Source organism: Antricoccus suffuscus (genome assembly GCF_003003235.1).
GTDB classification, from domain to species: Bacteria; Actinomycetota; Actinomycetes; order Mycobacteriales; family Antricoccaceae; genus Antricoccus; species Antricoccus suffuscus.
The window spans coordinates 49,149-73,006 of sequence record NZ_PVUE01000003.1; the positions used below are offsets into that span (position 1 = coordinate 49,149).

At 65.1% G+C, this 23,858-nt stretch carries 20 protein-coding genes; 11 read left to right on the forward strand and 9 right to left on the reverse strand.

All coding sequences use genetic code 11. The features are described from left to right. Positions 1–33 precede the first annotated feature (33 nt). Positions 34–2,316, forward strand: a complete 2,283-nt coding sequence (locus CLV47_RS05350; RefSeq protein WP_106347990.1) for a DNA polymerase III subunit gamma and tau — start codon at positions 34–36, stop codon at positions 2,314–2,316. Between the two features lie 101 nt (positions 2,317–2,417). Here the strand turns inward: CLV47_RS05350 and CLV47_RS05355 are convergent, their stop codons facing one another. After that, complete coding sequence (locus CLV47_RS05355) at positions 2,418–2,642, reverse strand: Rossmann-fold NAD(P)-binding domain-containing protein (RefSeq protein ID WP_106347991.1); 225 nt, start codon at positions 2,640–2,642, stop codon at positions 2,418–2,420. Positions 2,643–2,938: 296 nt separating this feature from the next. Between CLV47_RS05355 and CLV47_RS05360 the strand changes: the two genes are divergently transcribed. The 4 genes from CLV47_RS05360 to CLV47_RS21805 all read left to right on the forward strand — a co-directional run bounded on the left by CLV47_RS05360 (position 2,939) and on the right by CLV47_RS21805 (position 11,095). Beyond that, on the forward strand, positions 2,939–4,351 hold the full coding sequence (locus CLV47_RS05360) for a hypothetical protein (RefSeq protein ID WP_106347992.1): 1,413 nt from the start codon (positions 2,939–2,941) through the stop codon (positions 4,349–4,351). Next, on the forward strand, positions 4,306–9,564 hold the full coding sequence (locus CLV47_RS05365) for a PA14 domain-containing protein (protein WP_146135291.1): 5,259 nt from the start codon (positions 4,306–4,308) through the stop codon (positions 9,562–9,564). Before CLV47_RS05360 ends, CLV47_RS05365 begins: the two co-directional genes overlap by 46 nt. Positions 9,565–9,734: 170 nt before the next feature. Continuing rightward, positions 9,735–10,040, forward strand: a complete 306-nt coding sequence (locus CLV47_RS21800; RefSeq protein WP_146135292.1) for a hypothetical protein — start codon at positions 9,735–9,737, stop codon at positions 10,038–10,040. A gap of 797 nt (positions 10,041–10,837) precedes the next feature. After that, complete coding sequence (locus CLV47_RS21805) at positions 10,838–11,095, forward strand: hypothetical protein (RefSeq protein WP_146135293.1); 258 nt, start codon at positions 10,838–10,840, stop codon at positions 11,093–11,095. 299 nt (positions 11,096–11,394) lie between these two features. On the opposite strand, the gene CLV47_RS05370 is transcribed toward CLV47_RS21805, so the two are convergent. Next, positions 11,395–11,742: a type II toxin-antitoxin system PemK/MazF family toxin gene (locus tag CLV47_RS05370; protein WP_106347994.1), complete on the reverse strand. Its 348-nt coding sequence runs from the start codon at positions 11,740–11,742 to the stop codon at positions 11,395–11,397. Between the two features lie 336 nt (positions 11,743–12,078). Further along, on the reverse strand, positions 12,079–13,023 hold the full coding sequence (locus tag CLV47_RS05380) for an N-acetylmuramoyl-L-alanine amidase (RefSeq protein ID WP_202862402.1): 945 nt from the start codon (positions 13,021–13,023) through the stop codon (positions 12,079–12,081). Between the two features lie 94 nt (positions 13,024–13,117). Here CLV47_RS05380 and CLV47_RS05385 point away from each other — a divergent pair, with 94 nt between their 5' ends. The 6 genes from CLV47_RS05385 (at position 13,118) to CLV47_RS05410 (ending at position 17,460) form a co-directional block, all read left to right on the forward strand. Beyond that, positions 13,118–13,450, forward strand: coding sequence for a YbaB/EbfC family nucleoid-associated protein (locus CLV47_RS05385; RefSeq protein ID WP_106347996.1), 333 nt, complete (start codon positions 13,118–13,120; stop codon positions 13,448–13,450). Positions 13,451–13,528: 78 nt separating this feature from the next. Beyond that, positions 13,529–14,134, forward strand: coding sequence for a recombination mediator RecR (gene recR / locus CLV47_RS05390; protein ID WP_106347997.1), 606 nt, complete (start codon positions 13,529–13,531; stop codon positions 14,132–14,134). Positions 14,135–14,298: 164 nt separating this feature from the next. Next, complete coding sequence (locus CLV47_RS05395) at positions 14,299–15,027, forward strand: helix-turn-helix domain-containing protein (protein ID WP_202862403.1); 729 nt, start codon at positions 14,299–14,301, stop codon at positions 15,025–15,027. 57 nt (positions 15,028–15,084) lie between these two features. Further along, on the forward strand, positions 15,085–16,536 hold the full coding sequence (locus tag CLV47_RS05400; RefSeq protein ID WP_106347998.1) for a GMC family oxidoreductase: 1,452 nt from the start codon (positions 15,085–15,087) through the stop codon (positions 16,534–16,536). Positions 16,537–16,619: 83 nt separating this feature from the next. Further along, positions 16,620–17,033: a VOC family protein gene (locus CLV47_RS05405; RefSeq protein WP_106347999.1), complete on the forward strand. Its 414-nt coding sequence runs from the start codon at positions 16,620–16,622 to the stop codon at positions 17,031–17,033. A gap of 52 nt (positions 17,034–17,085) precedes the next feature. Then, positions 17,086–17,460: a hypothetical protein gene (locus tag CLV47_RS05410; protein ID WP_106348000.1), complete on the forward strand. Its 375-nt coding sequence runs from the start codon at positions 17,086–17,088 to the stop codon at positions 17,458–17,460. 72 nt (positions 17,461–17,532) lie between these two features. Here the strand turns inward: CLV47_RS05410 and mnhG are convergent, their stop codons facing one another. The 6 genes from mnhG to CLV47_RS05440 are packed head-to-tail and all read right to left on the reverse strand — an operon-like array spanning position 17,533 to position 23,794. After that, positions 17,533–17,904 carry a monovalent cation/H(+) antiporter subunit G gene (mnhG, locus tag CLV47_RS05415; protein WP_106348001.1) on the reverse strand — a complete coding sequence of 124 codons (372 nt, stop codon included), beginning with the start codon at positions 17,902–17,904 and terminating at the stop codon, positions 17,533–17,535. Then, positions 17,901–18,176: an MrpF/PhaF family protein gene (locus tag CLV47_RS05420; protein WP_106348002.1), complete on the reverse strand. Its 276-nt coding sequence runs from the start codon at positions 18,174–18,176 to the stop codon at positions 17,901–17,903. Before CLV47_RS05420 ends, mnhG begins: the two co-directional genes overlap by 4 nt. Beyond that, positions 18,173–18,757 carry a Na+/H+ antiporter subunit E gene (locus tag CLV47_RS05425; RefSeq protein ID WP_106348003.1) on the reverse strand — a complete coding sequence of 195 codons (585 nt, stop codon included), beginning with the start codon at positions 18,755–18,757 and terminating at the stop codon, positions 18,173–18,175. The genes CLV47_RS05420 and CLV47_RS05425 overlap by 4 nt, the downstream gene beginning before the upstream one ends. Further along, on the reverse strand, positions 18,754–20,370 hold the full coding sequence (locus CLV47_RS05430; protein ID WP_106348004.1) for a Na+/H+ antiporter subunit D: 1,617 nt from the start codon (positions 20,368–20,370) through the stop codon (positions 18,754–18,756). The genes CLV47_RS05425 and CLV47_RS05430 overlap by 4 nt, the downstream gene beginning before the upstream one ends. After that, positions 20,367–20,951, reverse strand: coding sequence for a Na(+)/H(+) antiporter subunit C (locus tag CLV47_RS05435; RefSeq protein WP_106348005.1), 585 nt, complete (start codon positions 20,949–20,951; stop codon positions 20,367–20,369). The genes CLV47_RS05430 and CLV47_RS05435 overlap by 4 nt, the downstream gene beginning before the upstream one ends. Further along, on the reverse strand, positions 20,948–23,794 hold the full coding sequence (locus CLV47_RS05440; protein WP_106348006.1) for a Na+/H+ antiporter subunit A: 2,847 nt from the start codon (positions 23,792–23,794) through the stop codon (positions 20,948–20,950). The genes CLV47_RS05435 and CLV47_RS05440 overlap by 4 nt, the downstream gene beginning before the upstream one ends. Positions 23,795–23,858: the final 64 nt, after the last annotated feature.

Here is a 23,858-nt window from a genome sequence, read left to right on the forward strand (position 1 = left end):
TCGCTCCAACTGAACTGTGACATGAGGTGGCACATGGGCCTGGCGCTGTATCGCAAATATCGCCCTGCGACGTTTGCTGAGGTCGTTGGCCAGGAGCACGTCACCGAACCGCTGATGACCGCCGTCGAATCCGGTCGTATCAACCACGCCTATCTCTTCTCCGGTCCACGTGGCTGCGGCAAGACGTCGTCGGCGCGCATCCTCGCCCGGTCGCTCAACTGTGAGCAGGGTCCGACGAGTACGCCGTGCGGTACCTGTCAGTCGTGCATCGATCTCGCGCCTGACGGTTCGGGCAATATCGATGTCATCGAGATCGATGCGGCCAGTCACGGTGGCGTTGACGACGCGCGTGACCTGCGCGAACGCGCATTTCAACTGCCGGTCGCGTCGCGCTACAAGATCTACATCATCGACGAAGCGCACATGGTCTCCAACCAAGGATTCAACGCGTTGCTCAAGGTCGTCGAAGAGCCGCCAGACTCGGTCGTGTTCATCTTCGCCACGACCGAACCGGACAAGGTGCTGCCGACGATCCGATCGCGCACGCACCACTATCCATTCCGGCTCGTGCCGCCTCCGGCGATGCGGACACTGCTGGAGAAGAACTGCGAGTCCGAGGGGATCACCGCACAGAATGCTGTGATCCCGCTCGTCGTACGTGCCGGCGGCGGGTCGGTGCGCGACTCGCAGTCGCTGCTGGACCAGTTGATCTCGGGCGCTGGTCCGGACGGAATCACCTATGAGTCGGCACTTGCGCTGCTCGGTGTCACCGATGCGGCACTGCTCGACGACATGATCGAGGCGATCGCCGCCGTTGATGGTGCGACCGTCTTCGGTACCGTCAACCGGCTCGTCGACGCCGGGCACGATCCGCGACGGTTTGGCGCGGACCTGCTGGACCGGCTGCGAGACTTAATCCTGATGGCCGCCGTACCGGACGCCGGGCCCAAGGGTCTGATCGACGCGCCCGGAGACCAGGTCGAACGGATGGCGGACCAGGCCGATCGGATCGGATTGTCGACGCTGTCCCGGCTCGCCGACATCGTGCACGTCGGGCTGACTGAGATGCGCGGTACGACGACTCCGCGGCTCGGACTCGAGCTGATCTGTGCGCGGATGCTGCTCCCGCAGGCCAGTGGTGACGGTGGTGCGCTAGTGCAGCGCGTCGACCGACTCGAGCGCCGGATGAGTATCGGCGGCGGTCAGGCCGCGGCGGATTCTCTCCCTGCTCGCGAGCAGGGCGCGCCGACCGCCGGGCCGCGGTCCGAACGCCCGGCGCCTCGTCGTCCTGGAGAACCATCGCCGCGCGAACGTGCGCAAGCCGCGCTCGCCCAGGAGCGCGCCACCTCGACGCCGGCGCCTGCTGTATCTGCGCCCCCTGGACCCGCAGCCCCTCCTGAACCCGCCGCAGCCACTGAATCCGTCGCCGCTGAACAGAAGCCCTCCGCCGAACCAGCTCGTGCGGCCAGCCCCGCGCCGTCAGCGCATCCCGTCGAACGGCGCGCACGGTCGGCCGAAAAGGCGCCCGACAACGGGGGATGGGCGGTACCGGGTGTGACGAACCCGGGGACTGCGGACTGGCCCGAGGTGGTCGCGCCCGGCTCGGGCGGCAAGAAAACCGTCTCGGAGAAGCCCAGCCCGGATGTAAACACGACGCCGGCAACTCGGACCGCGCAAGCCGACGTACCGGTGGCGCCCGCGACTGCGCCCGCGCCGACGGCCGAGCCCGCATCCTCGCGCGTCGCTCCAGCTGCATCGCGTCCCGTTACCACCGAGCAGGCCGGCCCGGACCAACCGGCGCAGCCGCCATGGGACAGCGAGCCGGAGGAGTCCCGGGGTAGTCAGCCGGTGTCGACGACTCGATCTGCGTCCCCGCCGCAGCGCCCGCAGTCGGTTGCCGGCGGCGACTTCGACGTCGCCGAGCTGCGGCGACAGTGGCCGACGATCGTCGACGCGCTGAAGAAGCACAGCCGCGCGGTCGCCGCTCTCGTCGAGGCCGCTACGGCGTCGTCGGTCGATGGTGGCACGCTGACGGTGATCACGCCGCCCGGGCTCGTACGACGGCTGTCTGATCCTTCTCAGCATGGTCCGCTGAGCGCCGTACTCGAAGAAGTCCTGGGTGTCACCTGGGACATCAAGGTCGTCGCCCGTGACGATGTGGGGCGGGCGCCTGCAGAGCCGGAGCCGGAGGACGAGTCCGAGTCGGACCCGGACGACCAAGTCATTGACCGGCCGACCGCCGCGTCGGTTGACCCCGAGTCCGCAGCGATGGCGCTTCTGCAAGAGCAGCTAGGTGCCAAGGTCATGGACGAGTAACCGACAAGTACTCAGTTGGCAATCAGTGGGCGGGCTTTGGACGGCGCCAGGACGTGGAGAGTGATTGCGCAAGCACGAGAGGAAGCAATTAGCCGGCCCAACTAAGCACCGGTGGTCAGGTCCTCTGCGTCGACCTTGCTCGCGGTGCCAGGCCGCGGGCCGGGCCCGTTGAGCACGAGGATGTCGATCTGCCCCACCTCGGTGACCGCCGCGTCATACAGCTTGCGGGCGCCGTCGACGCTGCTCAGGTCGGCCTCGATGCCGACGCAGCCGGGGTACGCCGCCGCCTCAGCAGCCGCCGTCTCGCCACGCTCGCCGCTGAACACGACCCGGCGCCTGGTACCTGCCGCGCAGCCGAGACACGTTCGCCGACCAGCACTCGATCAACGCGACGGCCAGATGACTGTTAGCGGCCTGTTGGTACCGGATCGTTACCAACGGCGTATTTACAGGTATTTGTTTCGTGTTGCAGGATTCTGGATTAGTCGACGCAGCTGTGGCGTCCCTCTTTTGTCGGAGTTCCCCAGTTGCCTCGCCGTATACGCCTGTCTCTACGTGTCCTTATCGCCGTATACGCCTGTCTCTACGTGTCCTTATCGCCGTACTATCGACGGCCCTGTTCGTGTCGGTGGCGCAGATTCCCGCCCACGCGGCGCCGCCGAGTAGCCCGCCCGCGCCGCCGGCGGTGACGGTGGACCCGCTCGCGCCGGGCGGCGGGGCGCAGGCCACGCCGCCGCCCGCGACGGAGTCGGGGGATTTCTCCAACCCGCCCGCGGACTCGGTGGTCCCGCCGGAACCTCCGGCGGCGCCGCCGGCGAAGACCGGATATGACGAGGCGTCATCGAAGTTGACCAGCCAGAGCGCGTCGCAGGATATCTACACCAACACCGATGGCACGACCACGGTGAAGCAGTACACCGAGGCGGTGAACGCGGTCGATGCGAAGACCGGGAAATGGGTCGACGCGGACCCCACGCTGACCAAGGCCACCAGCAGCGACCTGTCCCCGGCCGCGGACGACGTCAGCGGCGTGAAAGACCAGAGCGCGGCGTTGAAGGCCAAGCAGCACAGCCTGCATCCGGTGTTCGGCGTGGACGCCTCCGGTGGGACGCTGTCGGCCTCGACCAATGGCGTGAGTGTGAAAGTGACGCCAGTGAAGGCGCCGTCGTCGTCGAAGGTGAAGAAGGACTCCGCGACGCAGGTGACGTACCCGGCCGCGGCCTCGGGCTCGGACCTGACCTACGACGTGAGCACCGGGACGGTGAAGGAGTCCATCGTGCTGGATGCTGCGCCGGGCGAGTCCGGTGCGGCGGCGTGGTCGTTTTGGCTGGATATCGATGGTGGGTCCGACCCGGCTATTACCGACCTGGGTGCGGTGGAGGTCCTCGATACGGATGGGGAGGTCGCGTTCGGGATCCCGGTGCCGTACGTGTTCGACTCCTCCGCGCAGGAGGGCGTGCACGAGGCCGAGGACACCAACGGGCACTACGTCCTCGAGCAGGTCGGGAAGCGGTGGAAGCTGACCGTGCAGGTGGACCGGGCCTGGTTGAACGACCCGGCGCTGGTGTATCCGGTGATGGTCGATCCGACTCTCGGCGGCGTGGGGTATGACGCGGCACTGTCGATCGCTAGTGACGGCACCATCGTGCAGGGCGGACCGATGAAGGTCGGCAATCCGAACGACGGGCGGAAAGTGTGGCGCGGGTTCGCGCATTACGACTACTTGTCGTGGGCGCAGTGGGGGTATCAAGTCGTCCACGTGTCGGCGTACCTGCACCGCGTCGGCGGCACCCCGAACGGGTATGCGATGTCGATGTGGCATGCGGGCTCGTTCACGTTTGGCGGGAACGTGGAGTACATGGGGTTGGTGCGAACATCGAGACCGAGCAGTACCTCTACGGCGGCGGGCTGGTGTCGTATCTACGCGGGCAGTTCGGGGCGCGGAACGCGGACGCGTGGTACTTGTTCGCGGGGAACGAGGGCGCCGGGGTGTATTCGTATAAGCAGGTCGAGACCGCGCTGTACATCACGATGAACGTGCCGGCGAATCCGCCGACGCAGCTCTCCCCGGCCGATGGGGCGACGGTCCAGCCGGTGCAGCCGACGCTGACCGCGTCTGCGTCCGATACCGAGGGCGACCCGGTGTATTACCTGTATCAGGTCTCGACGAACCCGGCGACCTGGGTGGACACGGCATGGGCGTCGGGCTGGGTGCCGTGGGCGGCGATGCAGGTCCCGTCGAACCTGTTGTTGGGTGGGACGAAGTATTACTGGCGGGTCTATACCAAGGACTACTGCCATCTCGATAACAATCCGTGCGGGTACGGCGAGCCGCTGGACTATAGAGCGTCGGCGGCGCCGTTCTCGTTTACCACGAATGCGCCGCCGGCGCCGTTGTCGGCGGCGGGCTCGAGCCCGGCCGGGACGGTCGCGACGACCACGCCGACGCTGAGCGTGGCGGCGTCGGCGGGTGATCCCGATGGTGGTCCGCAGCCGGTGCGGTACTGGTTCAACGTCGTCACCGGTGCGGACGGGCGGACCGGGACGGTCATCTCGTCGGGCTGGGTAAATACCCCGTCGTGGACGGTCCCGGAGGGGTACCTCAAGGACGGGGTGAGCTATTCGTGGACGGCGTGGGCCGGCGACGGGATCGACCGTGACCAGGGCGTGTGGTCGAACAAGCTGGTGATCGATAAACGGGTCGGGGACCCGAAATCCTCCCCGGTGGATTCCCTGGGTTCGGCGAGTGTGAACCTGTCTAACGGGAATCTGATCGTGGCGACGGGATCACCGACGACGTCGTTCGGGAACAGCGAGGTCGCCTTGACGTACACGTACAACTCGCAGGCCGCGAAGACCCTGGGCGGGTTGACCGCGACCTACTACCAGGACCGGGACTCCAACGCGGTCCTGGACGGGAACGATCCGCAGTTGCTGCAGCGCGTCGAGCCGCAGGTGAACGCGAACTTCACCGGCACCACGCCGTACCCGGGAGTGATCGGCGCGGAACGGTACTTCGCGGTCTGGACCGGTAAGGTCACGGCGCCGGCCACCGGGGACTACCTGTTCGGCGCGGCGAACGATGACGCGTTCACGATCACGGTGAATGGTACGACCGCCTACCAGGGCACCTGCTGTAATACCTCCGCGACGTTCCAGTCCGACAAGCCGATCCATCTGGAGGCGGGGCAGTCGGTCACGTTCTCCGCGACGCTGACCCAGGTCACGGGGCCTGCGTACGCGACGGTGTACGTCAAACGGGTCGACGGCGCGCCGTTGAGCAGTGGCGGCCCGGTGATGAGCGTGCTGCCGGCGGAATGGCTGTCCACCGCGGACGTCCCGCCGCTGCCGGCGGGCTGGAACCTCTCGACCGATATCGACGAGTCCGCGTCCTACATCCGCGCGACTATCGCCAGCGAGTCGATCACGCTGATCGACGCGTCCGGGTCCCCGCACCTCTACGACAAGACCACGTCGGCGACCGGTCTGGTCGCGTGGACACCACCCGAGGGTGAACACTCCACCCTGACGGTCGCGGCGGCGGGTGCGCCGGACGCGGGCAGTATCACCGTGCTTGATGAGGATGGCTCGCGTACCACGTTCACCAGCGGCGGAGCGGTCAGTTCGTTTCAGGCCGCGGACATGACCGGCACCGGCACCGCCCTGCAGTACACATACTCGGGCACGCCGGGGCGGCTCGCGTCGGTCACGGACCCGATCTCCGGGTTGACGATCAGCCTGTCCTACTTCCGCGGCGGAGATGACTGCTACACCAGCACCACCGTCCCGGCCGGTCTCTCGGCGATCGCGCCCGCGAACAGCCTGTGCAAGGTCACCTACCCGGACGGATCGAAGTCGTTCCTGTTCTACAACAGCAGCGGCCAGCTCGCGCGGCTGAGTGATCCGGGGGAGGAGGTCACCGACTTCTCCTACGATGTGAACGGGAAACTCGCGAAACTACGCGATCCGCTCGGCTACGACGCGGTGAAGGCTGGCGTCGCGGCGAACGACGACACCAGCGCGTCGCTGATCAGCTACGACATTGCGGGCCGGGTGCAGACGGTCACGGGCCCGAAACCGTCCGCGACTGGGGCCAGGCCCGGGCACTCGTATGTCTACGAGTCGGCGCCGACACCGGCAGCGGACGGCGTGACGAAGGTGAGCGTGGACGGGCTCGCCTCGGCCGCCGGATACAGCACGAAGGCGCAGTTCAACGAGAAGTACCAGGCCACCTCCAGCACCGACGCCCTCGGGCGGGTCAGTACGACGGTGTATAACGGCGCGGACCAGCTGATCAAATCCACCGACCCCGCCGGGCGCGTGATGACGACGGTGTATGACTACGCCGGAAGGCCCACCATCGCCTACGGCCCGGCGCCGGCGTCGTGCTTCGCCGGACAGGTCCCGACGAGTGCCTGCGCCGGATCAGTGCCGAGTACCACGACTGGGTATGACGAGGGCATGACGGGTTTGTATGCCGAGTGGTTCAACAACCGCACCCAGACCGGCGCCCCGGTTACGCGCACGAACGGTCTCGGTAACGGGGCGAGTGGCCCAATGGCGGCGGACTGGGGCACCGGATCACCGACCACGGGCGTGAATGCGGATAACTTCAGTGTCCGCGCGACCGGGTGGCTGACCTTCGCGTCGGTGGGGACGTATGCGATGACGTTCACCGCCAGTGACGGCGGGCGGGTGTGGGTCAACAACGTGCTGCTGGCAGATACCCTGACCTCGAAGATCCCGCTCACGTTCACCTTCGAGGTCCCGGCCGCGGGCACGGTGTGGCCGGTCAAGATCGAGGCCAACGACGAGACGAGTGCGGCGGGCGTGTCCCTGACCTGGAAACCACCCGGCGCGGGTGGGCAGGTCGCGGTCCCGGCCGCGAGTGTCGCCCCGGGTTACGGCAACGCCACGAGTACGACGAAGGCCGACAGCGGGGGCGCGACGCCGTCGATGGTCACCACGAACAGCTACGGTGCCGCGCCGTGGGAAGGGCTCATCGCCAGTACGACGCAGGCCGACGGCGCCAGCGGGCTCACGACCACGTTCAGCTATGACGCGCTGAAGCGGCGGACCGTGCGCGCCCTGCCGGCGGGGAGCATCGCTGATCCGAACAAGAGCTACACCGACTCGTATTACGGCAACACCCAGGCCGTGGTGAACCCGTGCGCGCCGTCCACGGCGGTAAACCAGGCCGGCCGGTTGTGGAAGAACACCGGCCCGGTGAACTCGGCCGGGACCCGGATCGTGACCGAGAACGTGTATGACCTGAATGGGAACGTGGTCGCGACCAGGGTCGGCAGCGGGGCGTGGACGTGCATGACGTACGACGCGCGGGGGCGTCTGCTCACGACCGCGTATCCGGCGACAGCGGACAATCCCGCCACCGTGGGGGTGAACGATGCCACCGCGGCGCGGACGGTCACGAACAGTTACGCCGTCGGCGGGAACCCGCTCGTTACCAGTATCAGCGACGCCAGTGGAACTGTCACGACCACCGCAGACCTGACTGCGAAGATCACGACCTACGTCGACGCGGCGGGCGTGAGCACCGCGTCGGCGTATGACGCGGCAGGCCGGCTGACCGGGGAGACCACCACCAAGGGCGGCGTCAGCTCGGTCACCGCCTACGCCTACAACGATGCCGGACAGGTGGTCACGACGAAGCTGGACGGTGTCCCGGTCTCCACGGCCACCTACAACGCGACGAGTGGCGAGCTTGCCGGTGCGCAGTACGGTAACGGCACCAGCGGCACCGTGACTCGCGGCTCAGACGGAGCGCTGACCTCGCGGGTGTGGGGGCTATCCGGGACGACGGTGACCTCGGCGGTCACCCGGTCGCTGTCGGGCCGGGTCACCAGCGACACGGCCACGGATTCGGCGACCAGCACCTCGGGATACGCGTGGTCGTACGGGTATGACACCGCGGGTCGGCTCACCACCGCATCGCTGGCCGCGAAAGGTGCCCGGCCGCCCGTCGCGAACACGTATACCTTCACCGGCTCCGCGCCCTCCGGCTGCCCGACGGGGTCGGTGGCGAACGCCGGCGCGAACACGAACCGCGTCACCAGTACGACCACCATCGGTGGCGCCCCGGCAGTGACAGGGTATTGCGTGGATGGCGCGGACCGCATTCTCGCGACGACCGGGCCAGTCGCGAAAACGTATATCTACGACGGGCATGGCAACATCGCCAGCGTCGTAGATGCCGCTGGGACGACGGTGTTCGTGTATGACTCGGCGGACCGGCACGTGAAGACGGTCGCGCCGAATGGCAGCGGCGGCACCGTCACTATTACCTACGCGCGGGACGCGACGAACCGGATCACCGGACGCACGGTGACCGGGTCGGTGACTGCGAATGAAAACGGCGTGTTCGCGTCCGGCTACACCGCGGACGGAGACACCCCGGACCTGGACCTGAGCACCAGCGGCACGATCGCGACCAGGACACTGTCGCTGGCCGGCGGCGTGACTTGTACGAAGGACTACACGGACTCGTCCAAGTCGCGGTGGTTCTACCCGAACGTGCACGGCGACAACATCGCCACCGCGACACCCGCCGGCCCGATCATCGGCGCCGTGGTGGCGTATGACGCGTACGGCACACCCGTCGCCGGGACAGGTGGACTCGATGCGGACGCGGGGCCCGATACGAACCCTGGCAGTCTGGACGCGGGGTATCTCGGTCAGCATCAACGCCTCGGGGAACACGCCGGAATCCTGAACTACATCGAGATGGGCGCCCGCGTCTACGACCCGTCTACTGGCCGGTTCATGGCCGTCGACCCTGTGGAGGGCGGGTCGGCGAATGACTACGACTACGTCAGCGGAGACGCAATCAACTCCTTCGATCTTGACGGCAAAAAATGCTGGTCGCTGATCTCCTGGGCCTGCAAGGGCGCCAGCAAGATCAACAGGAGCGTCTCCAAGATGATTGGAAGCGGCGCCCGAATGATCGCCAAGGCGGGCGGCGCGAAATGCGGCACCAAATATGGACTCAAGTACTGCAAGGGCGGCAAAATTAAACTCTACGGACGAGGTGGTACCACCATCGGAAACACGTATTTCACGGGCCCCGGAAAAATAACTTACAAAGTGGCGCGCCACGAGAAGGTTCACGTAAGGCAATGGAACGCCTGGGGGCTTTCATTTCCAGTGCTTTATTTTATCTCGGGCCTTAACCCATGCAAGAACAAATATGAGAGGCAGGCCGGACTGAAGGCGGGAAACTATAAATGCTAAGAATCATATTGAAATCCGCCCAGGTCGCGATCGTCACGCTCCTCGCTAGCGGTTGTATCGTTGGGCCCGAAGCTTTCCTCCCATCCGACCCTCCTACCCCAGAAGCCGGGCTAGCGGTGCGTGACGGCGTAATTGTTGCTTACCTTCCTAACTGTGACCACGGAGCGCCGGTGAGTGCTGAAGTGTACGACGCTAACGAGAAATCCGTACACGCACCCTTCTGGTCTGCGGAACATTTTCGAGGCTATGGGGCTGATGGCGTGATCTACCTGTCAGCTCAATCCTGGAATAGTCAATCGGGCGGTTATTCGGAAAACCTGTATCAAATTGACCTTGTAGTTTCGATTGAAACGGTAAAACTGTACTTTGTGGCAGTTGCTCCCGCTGGAACGAAGCTGATTGACCTTCCCGCCGGCGAGGTTCTGGTTAATGAGAAGAGCGTAGAGCTAGACAAGTTCCTATCAAAAGCTTGCTGATGGGCAACCCCGGGTTCGCTTCGACCCACAAGCCCGCTCATCCCTTACGAGTGGGTCACGTCGTTGATGATGTGCCGCCGCACGACACGCCCCAATGCAGTACTGCGGGGTCCGGCCAGTCCGTCTGCGCGGGGCGGAGGCCATGAGAGACGTTCTCGATGGTCAATTCTTACGCGGATCCCGTTGCTTGCTCCCGCAGACTGTCTTAGACAGTTTGGGCGATGCTTAAGTGAACGGTGCTCGTGAATCGATGTACGTCAACGGACGCTACCGTACCGCTTGATCTGACCGCGGGTCGCTGAGGGCATCGCCGCAATTTCGCCGCAGGATGTTCATTCTCCATTGGAGATCGGTTTCAATGTCTACCGGGGCGATCCGGACTAGTTGAAACGTCTGACTAACCTTTCTGCGCATGCGCCCTGCGGAAGGACGACCTTTTGGCAGTTGCACGGCGCGTCGCACCGGGCGCGTTGTCGAAAGACTTAAGATCGATCGGCCCTGGCGGTGTCCGATAGGCGATCGTTCACCGGTACGTCGCGACGCTGCCGCTGATTTCGCGTTTACACAGGTCGCGCAGGTTTGGGTCAGTCCCGAATACCTGTACCGCAAGCAATCCTGGTGAGGGTGCCTTTTCTGGGGCGCGCGAAGCAGCGCGATGGAGGGCGCGACGCTCGAGGCCCAGAGGTCTTAGCTCCGTCGCCGCTTCAGCGCGTGCGCTCGCTTTGCTATTTGACCTGGTCTTTACTGAGTCAAATGGCCATCTGAGCGGTCAGGCGATTCGCGCGCAGCAGGCGGGTATGGCACGCACATTTGTATGGACCACTACAGAGCAGCGCGAAAAAGTGTGGGCATACTTCCCTCTGGCGCCGACCGAACTGACCCGCGACACTCTCTCGGGTGGACAGGCGTCGGGCTATACCGTCGTTCCCGGTTACCTGCGTGCCAGGTTGGCGATTCACGCTGTTCGTCGCGGATTCGGCTATGGAGGGCAGGTGCTTGTTGACGCCCTGAGCCGGGCCACGCGTGCTGCCGAGCGTGGTAGTCGCCGCACTTGACGATTCCGCGGTGAGCATCTACCCGCATTACGCCTTCACTCCGGTCAAGGGTAACCCTCGCCGACTCGTCCTGAAGATGGCCAACGTCCGCAAGATCCCCGAGTGACTGTCAAAGCGGTAACGGCGCGGTTCCACTCGGCCAGGGAGGCGTGTACGCCGACCGCGATCTGCGCCCTGCCGATCTGGGCGCGGACGTTGACGCACGGTCCGCTGTGGTTGCCGTCTTGCCGGGTCAGTACGACGGCGATTCCCTTAACCCGTGATCGCAGGCAATCCGGACGTAGTGGAGATGGACCTCGTTATCGTTCGTCGGTTGCGAGGAAGCGCGCAAGGCAGCGTCGTATCTCGCGCATTGCTCCTTGGTCAAGTTGTCCGACCGCACGAGTAACGCGGCGCCGATCGATAGTCCGCGGCTGTTCGGTCATCGCGAAGCTCGAGTCTTCGAGCCCGGTGTTGCCGTGTAGCTGAATGTGGTTCGGCAGACCTCGGTCGCGAGTGGTTATCGGAAGAACGATCACGATGTTTGGGATCGCAGCGAGGTACTCGTCAGAGGACACGATCACCGCGGGACGATGACCGGCCTGTTCGGGCCCGACAACCGGACTGAAATTCACCCATACGACCTGGTCGCAGAACAGGTCAGTCATTGGTGAGCCCGTCAGCGATGGTCGTCTGCCCCCATTCGCTGATTTCTGCGGAATAGTCATCATCTGCTGGCAGAGCGCGGTAACGCAACCGAATCAAATCGAACCATTGATCGCGCTCGTATCTGTCGACGAGTTCCTCGACCAAGATCCCGGGCGTGACACCTCGCGAAGCTGCCGTGGAGCTCAGTCGGTCTCTGACCTCAGACGTAACCTTGATTGTGGTTGTTGCTGCCTTGGCAAAAATATACTGCTGCGGACCTCACGGGGCTACGAATTCAGGTTCAAGAACGTAGCCGAGTTCGTAGTCAGTTTAGCTGCAAGTGTCGTGCTGCTTGGCTACTCGGCCAGGTAGGCCAGTACGCCGGAGGCGAGTCCGGCCGCGATTTTGGCCCTGCCGGTGTCGCTCTTCTGGATCGCCGAGTCGATGTCCGAACGCATGTTGCCTAGTTCGCACATCGTCGTCGGAACCGTGCTCAGGTTGAGTCCCGCGAGGTCGCTGCGACTTCCATCCACTCCGTTGGTGCCCTCGTAGTTGGCGACCGGCATCACCCCACTGGCGACGACGGCATCACGCAGTAGTCCAGCGAGCCCGCTGGACTGGGTCTTGATCGCCTCGCCGCCCGGGGCGAGCGCAGTTGTCATACAGAAGAATCCGTGATTGCCGGCCGCGGAGCCGTCACCGTGGATGGAGACCACGGCGTTGGCGTGCGCATCGTTGCCGATCTGGGCGCGGACGTTGACGCACGGTCCGATGCCGTTGTCGTCTTGCCGGGTGAGTACGACGGTGACCCCGTTGGATTCGAGTATCGCCTTGAGCTTGGCGGAGAGATCCCAGGTGAAGGCGTGTTCGGCGTACCCGTCGTTGGTCGCCGTGCCGGTGGTATTGCACGCCTTCGTGCCGCCTGTGCCGTCCGGCACCTGCTTGTTGATCGCCGCGGAGTTGGCGCCGTTCGCGCCGTTGTGACCGGGGTCGATGACGACGACCTTGCCCGCGAGCGGGTTCGGCGGAGGAGGCGCCGGAGCAGCGGGAGTCGGACTGGGCGTGGCCGCGGGGGTCGGCGTGGGTGCCGTCGTGCTCGAGGTCGTCGTACTCGGGGCTGGTGTCGACGGGTCCGCTATCGAGGTGCGCGGCGTGCTCGAGGAGGAAGTTTTCCCGGCAGTATCCGGTGTGGCCGCGACCATGCAACCGCTCACGGCGAGCGTCACGGCCAGCATTGTGGCGCCGGCAACCGCCGCGGTGCGCGCCCGTGTCGCCAGTCCATGACACACTCGAACAGACATGGCGACACTCTTTCACGCCCCGAGTCGTTGTCCCACATGAGTACGGCGCACCGACGACGTCGTTACCCAACATTCACCTCAAGGAGTACGGCACATGCAGCCTGGCGGCCAGCCCGATATGCAGCAGATCATGAAGCAGGCGCAGCAGATGCAGGAGCAGCTGCAAAAGGCGCAGCAGGAAATTCAGAGCGCAACGGTCGAGGGTTCGGCCGGCAGCGGGCTCGTGAAGGTCGTCATGACCGGCGGCGGTGAGCTGCAGTCGATCGAGATTGATCCGAAGGCTGTCGATCCGGACGATGTCGAGACCCTCCAGGATCTGATCATCGCGGCCGTCCGCGACGGATCGCGTGAGGCGAGCGAGCTCGCGCAGAAGGCGATGGGACCGCTCGCCGGCGGCATGGGCGGACTCGGCCTGCCAGGCATGTAACCCGCCAGCGTCGTATTCGATCCGAGACGTTTCCAACCGGACTCGTTCCCCAGCCCGTACTAGCAAGAAAGAATCCACGTGTTCGAAGGCGCCGTTCAGGACCTCATCGATGAGCTGGGCAGACTGCCGGGCATCGGTCCCAAAAGCGCGCAGCGTATCGCATTTCACCTGCTGAGCGTGGACAGTTCCGTCATCGAGGACCTGGTCGGCGCACTGACCAAGGTCAAGGACGACGTACGTTTCTGCGTGACCTGTGGAAACGTCAGCGAGCAAGACACCTGCCGCATCTGTCGTGATCCTCGCCGAGTCGATGACGTGATCTGTGTAGTCGAGGAGTCTAAGGACGTTGCGGCGATCGAACGGACCAATGAGTTCCGCGGTCGCTACCACGTCCTCGGCGGCGCCATCAACCCGATGGACGGCATCGGCCCGGACGACCTACGCGTCAAAGAGTTACTGGCGCGCCTCGGTGACGGGACGGTGCGCGAGATCATTCTCGCGACCGACCCCAACCTCGAGGGCGAGGCGACGGCGACGTACCTGACCCGGATGCTCTCGCCAATGGGGCTCGTCGTATCGCGATTGGCAAGTGGCCTGCCCGTGGGCGGCGACCTGGAGTACGCCGATGAAGTGACGCTCGGCCGCGCGTTCGCGGGGCGGCGTACGGTGTCGCAAACCGTCTAGCGCTCTCGCTGGCCTTCTACACTGGTTTCATGTCCGCCGAAGACCTCGTCCGCAAGCCGCATCCGAGTTTGCGTCGGTACGTCGGTGACTAAGTCGGCTATGATTTCGCCGGTTTACCGCCCGGAACACATCTTGGGCTGCCTTCGGGATCGCTGACGTTCATCGTGTCGATCGATGAGCCGATTCGGCTGTACGACGAGTCGCTCGAGACCGATGAGGACTACGGCGTACTGCTGGCCGGGCTGCATCTGCGTCGTACCCTGGTCCGTCACAACGGCACTATGGCGGGGATCCAGATCAACTTCAGCCCGATCGCACCGCGCGCGTTCTTCGGGATCCCGGCGGGAGAAGTCGCGCATCGCAGCTACCAATTGGACGTCATCGCACGGTCGATGGCCGACGAGCTGCATGAGCGCGTCAACGAGACGTCGTCGTGGGCCGCGCGGTTCGGAGCGATTGACGATGTACTCCTACGCGCCACGCGTGAAGTAGAGGGCCCCCGCGACGAGGTCGTCGACTCGTGGCGGCAGATAGCGCTCAGCCATGGCGGACTGCCGATCTCGCTTGTCGCCGACCAGGTCGGCTGGAGTAGACGGCATCTCAACACGCAGTTCAACGCGGAGTTCGGCATCGGCCCGAAGGATGCGGCTCGCGTGCTGCGTTACGACCGTGCGCGGCGAATGATCTCGTCGGGAGACTTGAAGATCGCGGATATAGCAGCGATCTGCGGATATGCCGACCAGGCCCACCTCAATCGTGACTTCAAGTCGTTTACCGGTACCAGCCCTACGACGTGGCTGCGCGACGACCCGGTGGCACGGACGAATCAGCCGGCCGACGATGTCGACGAGCCAGCTCTCATTCGTCCAAGACTTGCCGGCGTACGCAAGTGAGAATTCGACGATGCTAACTGCAATTTCGCGAGCACTCTAAACCCGGATCGGGGCCAGATGTCAGATCGACTGGACACGATAATCGTCGGCGGTGGCACGGCCGGTTGCGTCCTTGCCGCCCGGCTCGCGGAGAATCGCACGGTGCTGCTGCTCGAGGCAGGGCCCGATCAACAGGGTGGACGATCAATCGGCGGTGACCTGGCCGACGACCGAAGCCAGGGGCTCGAGGAGATCGCGGTGTCAGGTAGTTCCGTTCCGTATCTGCGCGGGAAGATCCTTGGCGGCTGTTCGGCGGTCAACGACGGCGGACTGTGGCGCGCCCCATCCGCCGACTTCGCCGCGTGGTCGGGACAAGGCCTGCCGAGCTGGTCGTGGGAAAGGGTGCTTGCGGCCTACCAGGCACTGGAATGCGACCGCGACTTTGGCGACGAAGACTGGCATGGCGACTCCGGCCCGATGCCCGTCTCGCGTACGACGCGGCTTGAGCCACCGGCGCAGGCAATGCGGACCGCACTGAGCGGCTTCGGCGCGGAATGGGTCCCGGACATGAACGCGCCTACGGCCGTGGGAGTGGGGCCCTATCCCAAGAACATCCGCGACGGGAAGGTTGTCTCGACGGCGACGTCGCACCTGGCCCCAGCGCGCTTCCGCGCGGGTCTGGAGGTGCGCACTGAGACCCCCGTCGAGCGGCTCACGGTACGAAACGGCAGGGTGACTGGCGTCAAAGGGAACGGCTACGAGCTCACCGCCGACCAGGTGGTGCTGTGCGCGGGAGCGATCGGCACGCCTGCGATCCTGCTGAGATCAGGCGTCGGTGCGCGCGACGTACTCGCGGACGCCGGCGTCGACCTTGCGGTTGAGGTCCCCGGTGTGGGCCAAGGGATCTGTGACCAACCCGGTGCGGTGCTCCCGGCAATGCCCACGCCAGGGGTGATCGACGAACACGCCGAACGCAGCCAGCTCGTCGCCCGACTACCGCTCGGACCGCAGCAGGATGCCTCCTTGTATATGTGCCTTTTCGTCGGCCCGCCGCCGACTGGTGGCCCGCCGATGCTGGCGCTAATGGTCGGTGACCTGGCGCCGCTGTCGCGGGGCTCGGTGAGGGTCGATCGGCGCGGGCACCCTCGGGTTGACTTGGCGCTGCTCACTGAATTAGGTGACCGGGCCCGGATCCGTACGGCGTACCGACGCGCCTGGGAAGTGCTGCATCATGAGGCATTCTCGACAATGATCGACGAGGTCATGATGGCCGACCAGGCCACGATTGACAACGACTCGGCCCTTGACCGGTTGCTTGGGGCGCAGGTATTCAGCAGGCTAGCGACTCTCGGTGGGGCGCGCATGGGTGTTGATCCCAATCTCGGCGCCGTCGTTGATGACCGGCTGCACGTATACGGCGTATCCGGACTCTACGTCGCCGATCTGTCGATAGTCCCAGTCCCGCTACGTGCTCCGAGTGCAGCCGAAGCGATGATGATCGGGGAGCGTGCGGCGGAGATTCTCCGGTAGATCCCATTTCTACAAGACTTCCCGGGAGCGGCGCCTGCAGAATCTTAGCTAGCAAGGCTGATCTAACAAGAGGAGCGCATGAGATGACGACCAACAGCAAGGCGGCGAATGTGTGGCCGAGTTTCCGATACAAGGATGCGAAGGCCGCGATCGAGTTTCTGCAAGAGGCGTTCGGCTTCGAAGTCGTCGCCGAATATACAAGCGATGAGGACCCCGACCACGTCGACCACGCGGAGCTGCGCTGGCCCGAAGGTGGCGGAATCATGCTCGGCTCGGTGCGTGACGACGGCGGCGTCATGACCAACACCGGGATCGCCGCAGGCTCGGTGTACGTCGCGACCGACAACGTCGATGACCTCTACCGCCGCGCGATCAAGGCCGGAGCGACCGAGGTGATGGGCCTGACGGAGCAGGACTACGGCTCGCGGGACTTCAGCGTCCAGGACCCCGAGGGAGTGTTGTGGAGCTTCGGCACCTATCGGGGAGCCTCAACCTGAGAGTTTCCTATGTATCTGGGCGCCGCGCGCAGAGCGCCGGTACCGTTGTCGCATGGACGAATTCAGGGCGCAGCGCGTCAGTGACGAACTTCGTGAGCGTGGGATCGATGCGCACGTCGCGAGGGTTGGAGTCGGCCAGTTCGGCGTACGGGTCTCGCTGTCCGAAGGCCGCGAGGCGATGTGGGATACCGATGACACGCCTGGTCTTGAGGCCCAGGTGATGCGCGACGGCGTACTCGTCGGCTTTGTGCCGGTGATCGAGGGGTCGGCCAGTTTCGACGAAACACAGGTCATCGACGCGATAGCGCGGACCGACTACGAGCAGCCGATCGCGCGCCAGCGCACGGTCGCACCGCCACCGCAAGCGCCGCTGCCGCCCGAGGGCGGACTATTTCGCCGTTTCCTCGACGGGTTCCGTCAGAAATAACCCGCTCCTTCGTGACGTCCGGCAAAGTGGTCGCTCCGGCGACCACCTTGCCGGACGCTACGGCGTTGACGGCTACTTTTCGTCCCGCGGATCGTCCTCGGCCTTGCGCAGTGCCTCGGCGAGCTCGTCGCGCAGCAGCCGGCTCTCGTCGACCTGACCGGAGCGGTACGCCGCCCGGCCCACCATGTGCGCGGCTACCGGCGCGGTGAGCAGTTGCATTACGAAGACCAGCGACAGGATCCCCCACGCGGACCAGGAGCGCAGCACGAGACCGACGCCGAGCACGATCAGGAGCAGCCCGAGTGTCTGCGGTTTCGTCGCCGAATGCATGCGCGACAGTACGTCGGGGAACCGCACCAGCCCGACGGCGGCGGCCAGGCAGAGCGATGCGCCGGCTAGCAGCAGGATCGCCGCGATGACGTTGGCGACCGACTCCCAGTTCATCGGTCCTCCCGGTCGGACTCGCGCGGCCCGAGGAACCGCGCGATCGACACCGAGCTGGCGAACCCGACGACACAGAGTACGACGAGTATCGGCAACGTGGTCGGGTGTCGGTTGAATGCGGCTTCGAGTCCCAAACCGGCGATCACGATGGCCACCAGCACATCGGCGGCAACCGCCCGGTCGAGGCTTCGCGGCCCGCGGGTGAGCCTGAACAGGGTCAGAATCGCGGCCACCACGAGCATGCTGATGGTGATGATGAGGATGATCTTCATGCGCGGCTCGATCCCGTGGCGGCGACTGACTCTGCGTACGCCGCGAGCTCTTGCTTTGAGGCGAGGGCGTGCATGACCCGGCGCTCGACGGCGAAGACGCTCGCGCGGGCCCGCTCGAGGTCGGCATCGGACTTGACGTTGAGGACGTGGATGTAGAGCACCGACGACGTACGCCGGGCCTCGACAACTACCGAGCCCGGCACGAGGCAGACGAGCTCGGCGATCAGTGTCAGATAGAAGTCTGATTGACAGTGCAGTTGGGTCTCGATGATCGCATTCATCGGCGGTGGTCCGATCCGGAATGCCGTCATCGATACTTGCACCGACGAGATGACCAGGTCGGCGACGAAGTACGCGGCCAACTTGAGAACGCCCCACGGGTGCGGGCGTCCCGCGAACTCGATGGACGGCAGCGGAAACACCACCGTGACGACGATCGCGATGAGGACGCCGTTGATCAGGTTGGCCCACGAAAGGTCCCCCCACATCAACATCCACACGACGACGATCGCGATGATCGCGCGCGGCTGAAACCCGCCGCGACGAAGATGCCTGCGTGTCCTGCTTTCGGTCTGAGTCACCGTGCACCAACCGGGAGCACGGCGTTGACGTAGATGCTTGAGTGCGACATGTCTTCGGCCGAGCGTTCGGCGTACTTGTACATCGGCCCGGCGACCACGCTGATCATCAGGCTCATAACCGTCACCGCGGCGGCCGCCGCGAACATCGGCTTGGGCAAGGCGATCCGGGACTGCTGGCCGTCGACGGCGTCGGCAGCACGCACCAGGTCGCTCATCTCCAGGTCGTATTCGTCGCGTGCCGCGATATGCCGCAGGTCGACGTCGCTGGCGTTGGCGACGGCGCTGACCAGTGCCTCGTGCGGCGTACGCCAGAACGCCTGGCTCCAGGCTTTTGCCAGCGCGTAGAGCGTCAGCAGGCTGGTGACGATTCCGCCGACGACCAGGGTGATTGCCATCGGCGTACCGACGTCGATACCTGCCTGCATGAGACCGATCTTGCCAAGGAACCCAGACAGGGGCGGAATCCCGGCGAGGTTCATGAAACAGATGAAGAAGAGCACCGCTAGCTTCGGCGACACCGCGCCGAGGCCGCCCAGTTTGCTTAGCGACGTCGATCCGGCGAATCGTTCGATGAGCCCCGCGATGAGGAAAAGCGCGGTCTGGATGGTGATGTGGTGCGCGACGTAGAAGATCGCGCCGGCAAAACCGGCCGGTGTGGCAAGCCCGATCCCGAAGATCATGTAGCCGATGTGACTGACCAGGGTGAAGGACAGCATGCGCTTGATATCGGACTGCGCGACGGCGCCGAGAATCCCGACAATCATCGTCAGCAGGGCCGCCCACAGTAGTAGCCCGTGCAGCGGTGAGTCCGGGAAGAGCAGCGTCTGCACCCGAATGATCGCGTAGATGCCGACCTTTGTCAGCAGTCCCGCGAACACGGCGGTGACGGGTGCGGGTGCGGTCGGATAGCTGTCGGGTAGCCAGGCCGATAGCGGAAATACGGCCGCCTTGATCGCAAACACGGTGAGCAGCAGCAACTGCAGCATCAGGCTGACGCCGGGGCCGATGTCGCCGAGCCGCTGCGATAGCTGCGCGAGGTTGACCGTCCCGGTCGCGCCATAGATCGCGGCAAGGGCGATCAGGAACAGGATCGACGACAGCAGACTGACCACGATGTACGTCGTACCGGCACGGATCCGGGTGCCCGTCCCGCCGAGCGTGATAAGCACGTACGAAGCGAACAGCAGGACTTCGAAGCCGACGAACAGGTTAAACAGATCTCCGGCGAGGAAGGCGTTACCGATGCCCGCTGTGAGCACGAGATACGTCGGGTAGTAGATCGACAGGGGAGTGTCGCGCCCACTGTCGGAGATGCCCTGGCCGATGGAGAAGATCAGCACCAGCAGCGTCACAAGGGACGAAACGAGCAGCATCAGCGCCGCGAGTCGGTCGCAGACCAGTGCGATGCCCAGCGGCTCGGCCCATCCGCCGATCCACAGCACTTGCACGCCGTGCTGGTCGGTCTGGTAGACCAGCACCGCGGAGACCGCTACGACGCCGGACAGGACGGTGATGCTGACGAACCGTTGCAGTCTGGGCGATCGCCGAAGTGCCAGGGTCAGCGCGGCCCCGAGCAGGGGGAGCAGGACGGGAAGCGGGAGCAGGTTGGTCATGTGTCGCCGCCCGGTGGTTCCGCCGGATCGCTCTGGTCGGCTATCTCTTCGCGTACGGGCGTTCCGTCGGGATGGGCGTCGGGGTCGGTGATGTGGTCTCCGACCTCGTCGTCTTCGGTCGCGTTCTCGTCGGACTGGGTCGTCGACTCCACGTCGGGGTCGTAGGTCTCGGAGGTGCTGTCACGTTCGGCGAGCCGGTGGATCTTTGCGTCCTCGACGTCGTCCTGGACGTCGTCGGCCCCGGTCAACTGCCATTGACGATAGGCGAGCGCCAGCACAAACCCGACGGTCGCCAGTGTGATCACGATGGCAGTGAGGACCATGGCCTGGGGGAGCGGATCGCTCATATTGCTGGGATCGTTTACGCCGATGATCGGCGCCCCGCGGGCCTTGCCGCTCACGACCAGGAACAGCACGCTGACGCCGTTGCTGGCCAGGACGGCGCCGAGCAGCACGCGAGTGAGGCTACGTTCGAGTATGAGGTAGATGCCGGCCGCGACCAGTACGCCGCAGACGATGATCAGTACGAGATTGGGCCGGGCTGTGTCATTGGCGGTGTCAGCGACTGCGAGGAGCGTCATCGGGTGGCCACCTCTTGGTCCCGGCGTTCCTGCTCGACGTGCCGGTCGATGCCAGCGCCGAGACTGCGCGCGATGTCGAGGGCTAGTCCGATGACGATGAGATAGACGCCGATGTCGAAGAACAGTGAGGTGACGATGTGTACGTCGCCGTAAATCGGAAGCGTGAAGTCCAGTGACGTACTCTGCAGTACCGTTCCGCCGAACAGCAGCGGTGCCAGGGACGACACCACGCTGATCAACAGGCCGATCCCAAGAAGCAGGCCGGCGTCGATCGGTACGGCTTCGTCCAGCTCGGACCTGCCGCCGGCCAGATAGCGGACCAGTAACGCCAGCCCGGCCACGAGCCCGCCGGCGAAGCCACCGCCCGGGGCGTTGTGGCCGGAGAAGACGAGAAACAGCGAAAACGCGATCATGATGTGGAAGACCAGGCGGGTGACCACTTCGAAGATGACCGAACGGCGCTCGGGGCGTAGCCGGCCGACTCCGCGAAGCCATGTGGGGCCTGTTCCCGCAGGCGCGGGTGCGGATGGGGTGAGCGTGCGTGGATGAAGCGCGGTGTTGCGCGTCTGGATGAAAATCAGGCTAGCTATTCCGGTGGCCGCGACCACGAGGACGGAGATCTCACCGAGCGTGTCCCACGCCCTGATGTCGACCAGGGTTACGTTGACGATGTTCTTGCCGTGCCCGTAGCTCAGTGCCTCTTGCGGGAACCGGACCGACACCGGTGTCGCGACGCGCGCGTCGGCGGCGATGACGCCGACGACCGAAACCAACGCGCCGAAGACCACGCCGATTGCGATCCGCCAGTAGCGGTCGGCGCGCATCGGCCGACTGGCGAAGTATTCCGGTAGCCGCCGCAGCACCAGCACGAACACGACCAACGACACGGTCTCGACGAGCAGTTGGGTCAGCGCGAGGTCGGGTGCGCCATGCAGCAGGAACAGTACGGCGACGCCGTAGCCGCTGGCGCCCACCAGGACGACCGCCTTGAGCCGGCCGCGTGCCCGCGCGGCGAGAACGGCGCCGAGGACGATCACAATTCCGACGCCCGCTTGAGCCGGCGAGTCCCAGGCGCGCAAGGTCGGTGACGCTCCGGACCGGATTGCTGCCGAGCCGACCAGGACGATCGCGACGACGAGAATCGTGCCGAGATACAGCGGCAGCGAACCGCGCTGCGTGATCGCGGTTACCTCGACGGCCGACCGGTCAAGGCCACGCATGACCGCGTTGTAGGCGCGTTCGCCGTCGATCTTGGCGGGCACCTTCTTCTGCGTCGATTCCACTTGCGCGCGCCACCAGAACATCGCCAGACCGAGGACGATGGCGACGATCGTCATCGCGAAGGCGGGGGTGAAACCATGCCAGAGTCCGATTGCATCCACGTGCGCGCCCGAGGCGAACGAGTCGACGTACGGCGCGAACAGGTCGGTCTCGATCCCACCGAAGAAGCCGACGATCAGGCTCAGTACGCCGACAATGACTGGTACGACGGCAAACCCGGCCGTGACCTGTTTGGGATTAGTGAGCGGTATGTCGCGTTTGGTCGCGAACGCCCCCCAGAGGAAGCGGGCCGTGTAGGCCACCGTCAGCGCCGAACCGAGGACAAGCCCGATCGCCAGCGCCGCGACGTACCCGGCGCCGAGACCGGGATAGCCATGCGTCACGGCCTCGAAAGCGGACTCTTTAGCGGCGTACCCGGCGAACGGTGGGGCCGCGGCCATCGACAGGCCGGCGAGTACGGCGGCACCGAACACGACCGGCATCTTGCGCCATAGGCCTGACAGTTCGCGAAGGTTGCGGGTGCCAGCGCTGTGATCGACGATGCCGACGGTCATGAACAGTGTCGACTTGAACAACGCGTGGGCGACGACCATCGCGATGCCTCCGAGCGCGGCGGCGCGGGTGCCCATGCCCACCAGTGCGACGAGGAAGCCCAGCTGGCTCACCGTCCCGTAGGCGAGTAGCAGTTTGATGTCCTCTTGGCGCAGGGCTCGCCAGCCGCCGACGATCATGGTTATGACGCCCAGGCCCAGCGTGATCGGCCGCCAGCCGGGGATTTCGGCGTACATCGGTGCGAAGACAGCGACTAAGTAGACGCCGGCCTTGACCATCGCCGCAGCGTGCAGGTAGGCGCTCACCGGAGTCGGCGCGGCCATCGCGCCTGGAAGCCAGAAGTGGAACGGAATGAGCGCCGACTTCGACAGCGCTCCGACGAGCAGCAGAATGATCGCGGTGATGACCATGCCGTCGGCCGGCGGTGGTGTGGCCAGCAGTTCGGAAATTCGATAGCTGCTGCGCTGCCCGAGAATCACGATGCCGATGAGCATGGCCAGCCCGCCGAGCGTCGTCACGATCAGCGCTTGCATCGCGGCACGGCGGTTGGCGCTGCGAACGGGATTGTTGCCGATGAGCAGGTAGGAGAAGACCGTGGTCAGTTCCCAGAAAACGTAGAGCAGCAGCAGGTTGTCGCTAAGAACTAAGCCCAGCATGGCGCCGGCAAACGCGGTGAGCACCGACGAGAAGCGCCACAAGGACGGGTCGTCGGATTTGAAGTACGCCGCACAGTAGATGAGCACGAGCGCGCCGATACCGGTGACCAGTAGCCCAATCGTCCACGACAGCGTGCTCAGTCGCAGCGCAATGTCGAGGTGGAGCGATGGCACCCAGCCGAGGTCCTCGGTGACTACGCCGCCGTCAGATATCTCGGAGGTCTTGGTCAGTAGCCAGCAGAATGCAATGGCTGGTGCGAGCGCGAGGACAAGAAACGCCTTGCGGTGCAGGGTCCGCACGAGTATCGGAGCGACCGCCGCAATGCCGAAGTGGAGGCAGAGCAGAAGTATCACTAGTCAAGCTCCGCGGAGTCGTTGGTCGGCTCCGAACAGTCTACTTACTCAGCGACGGTCGACG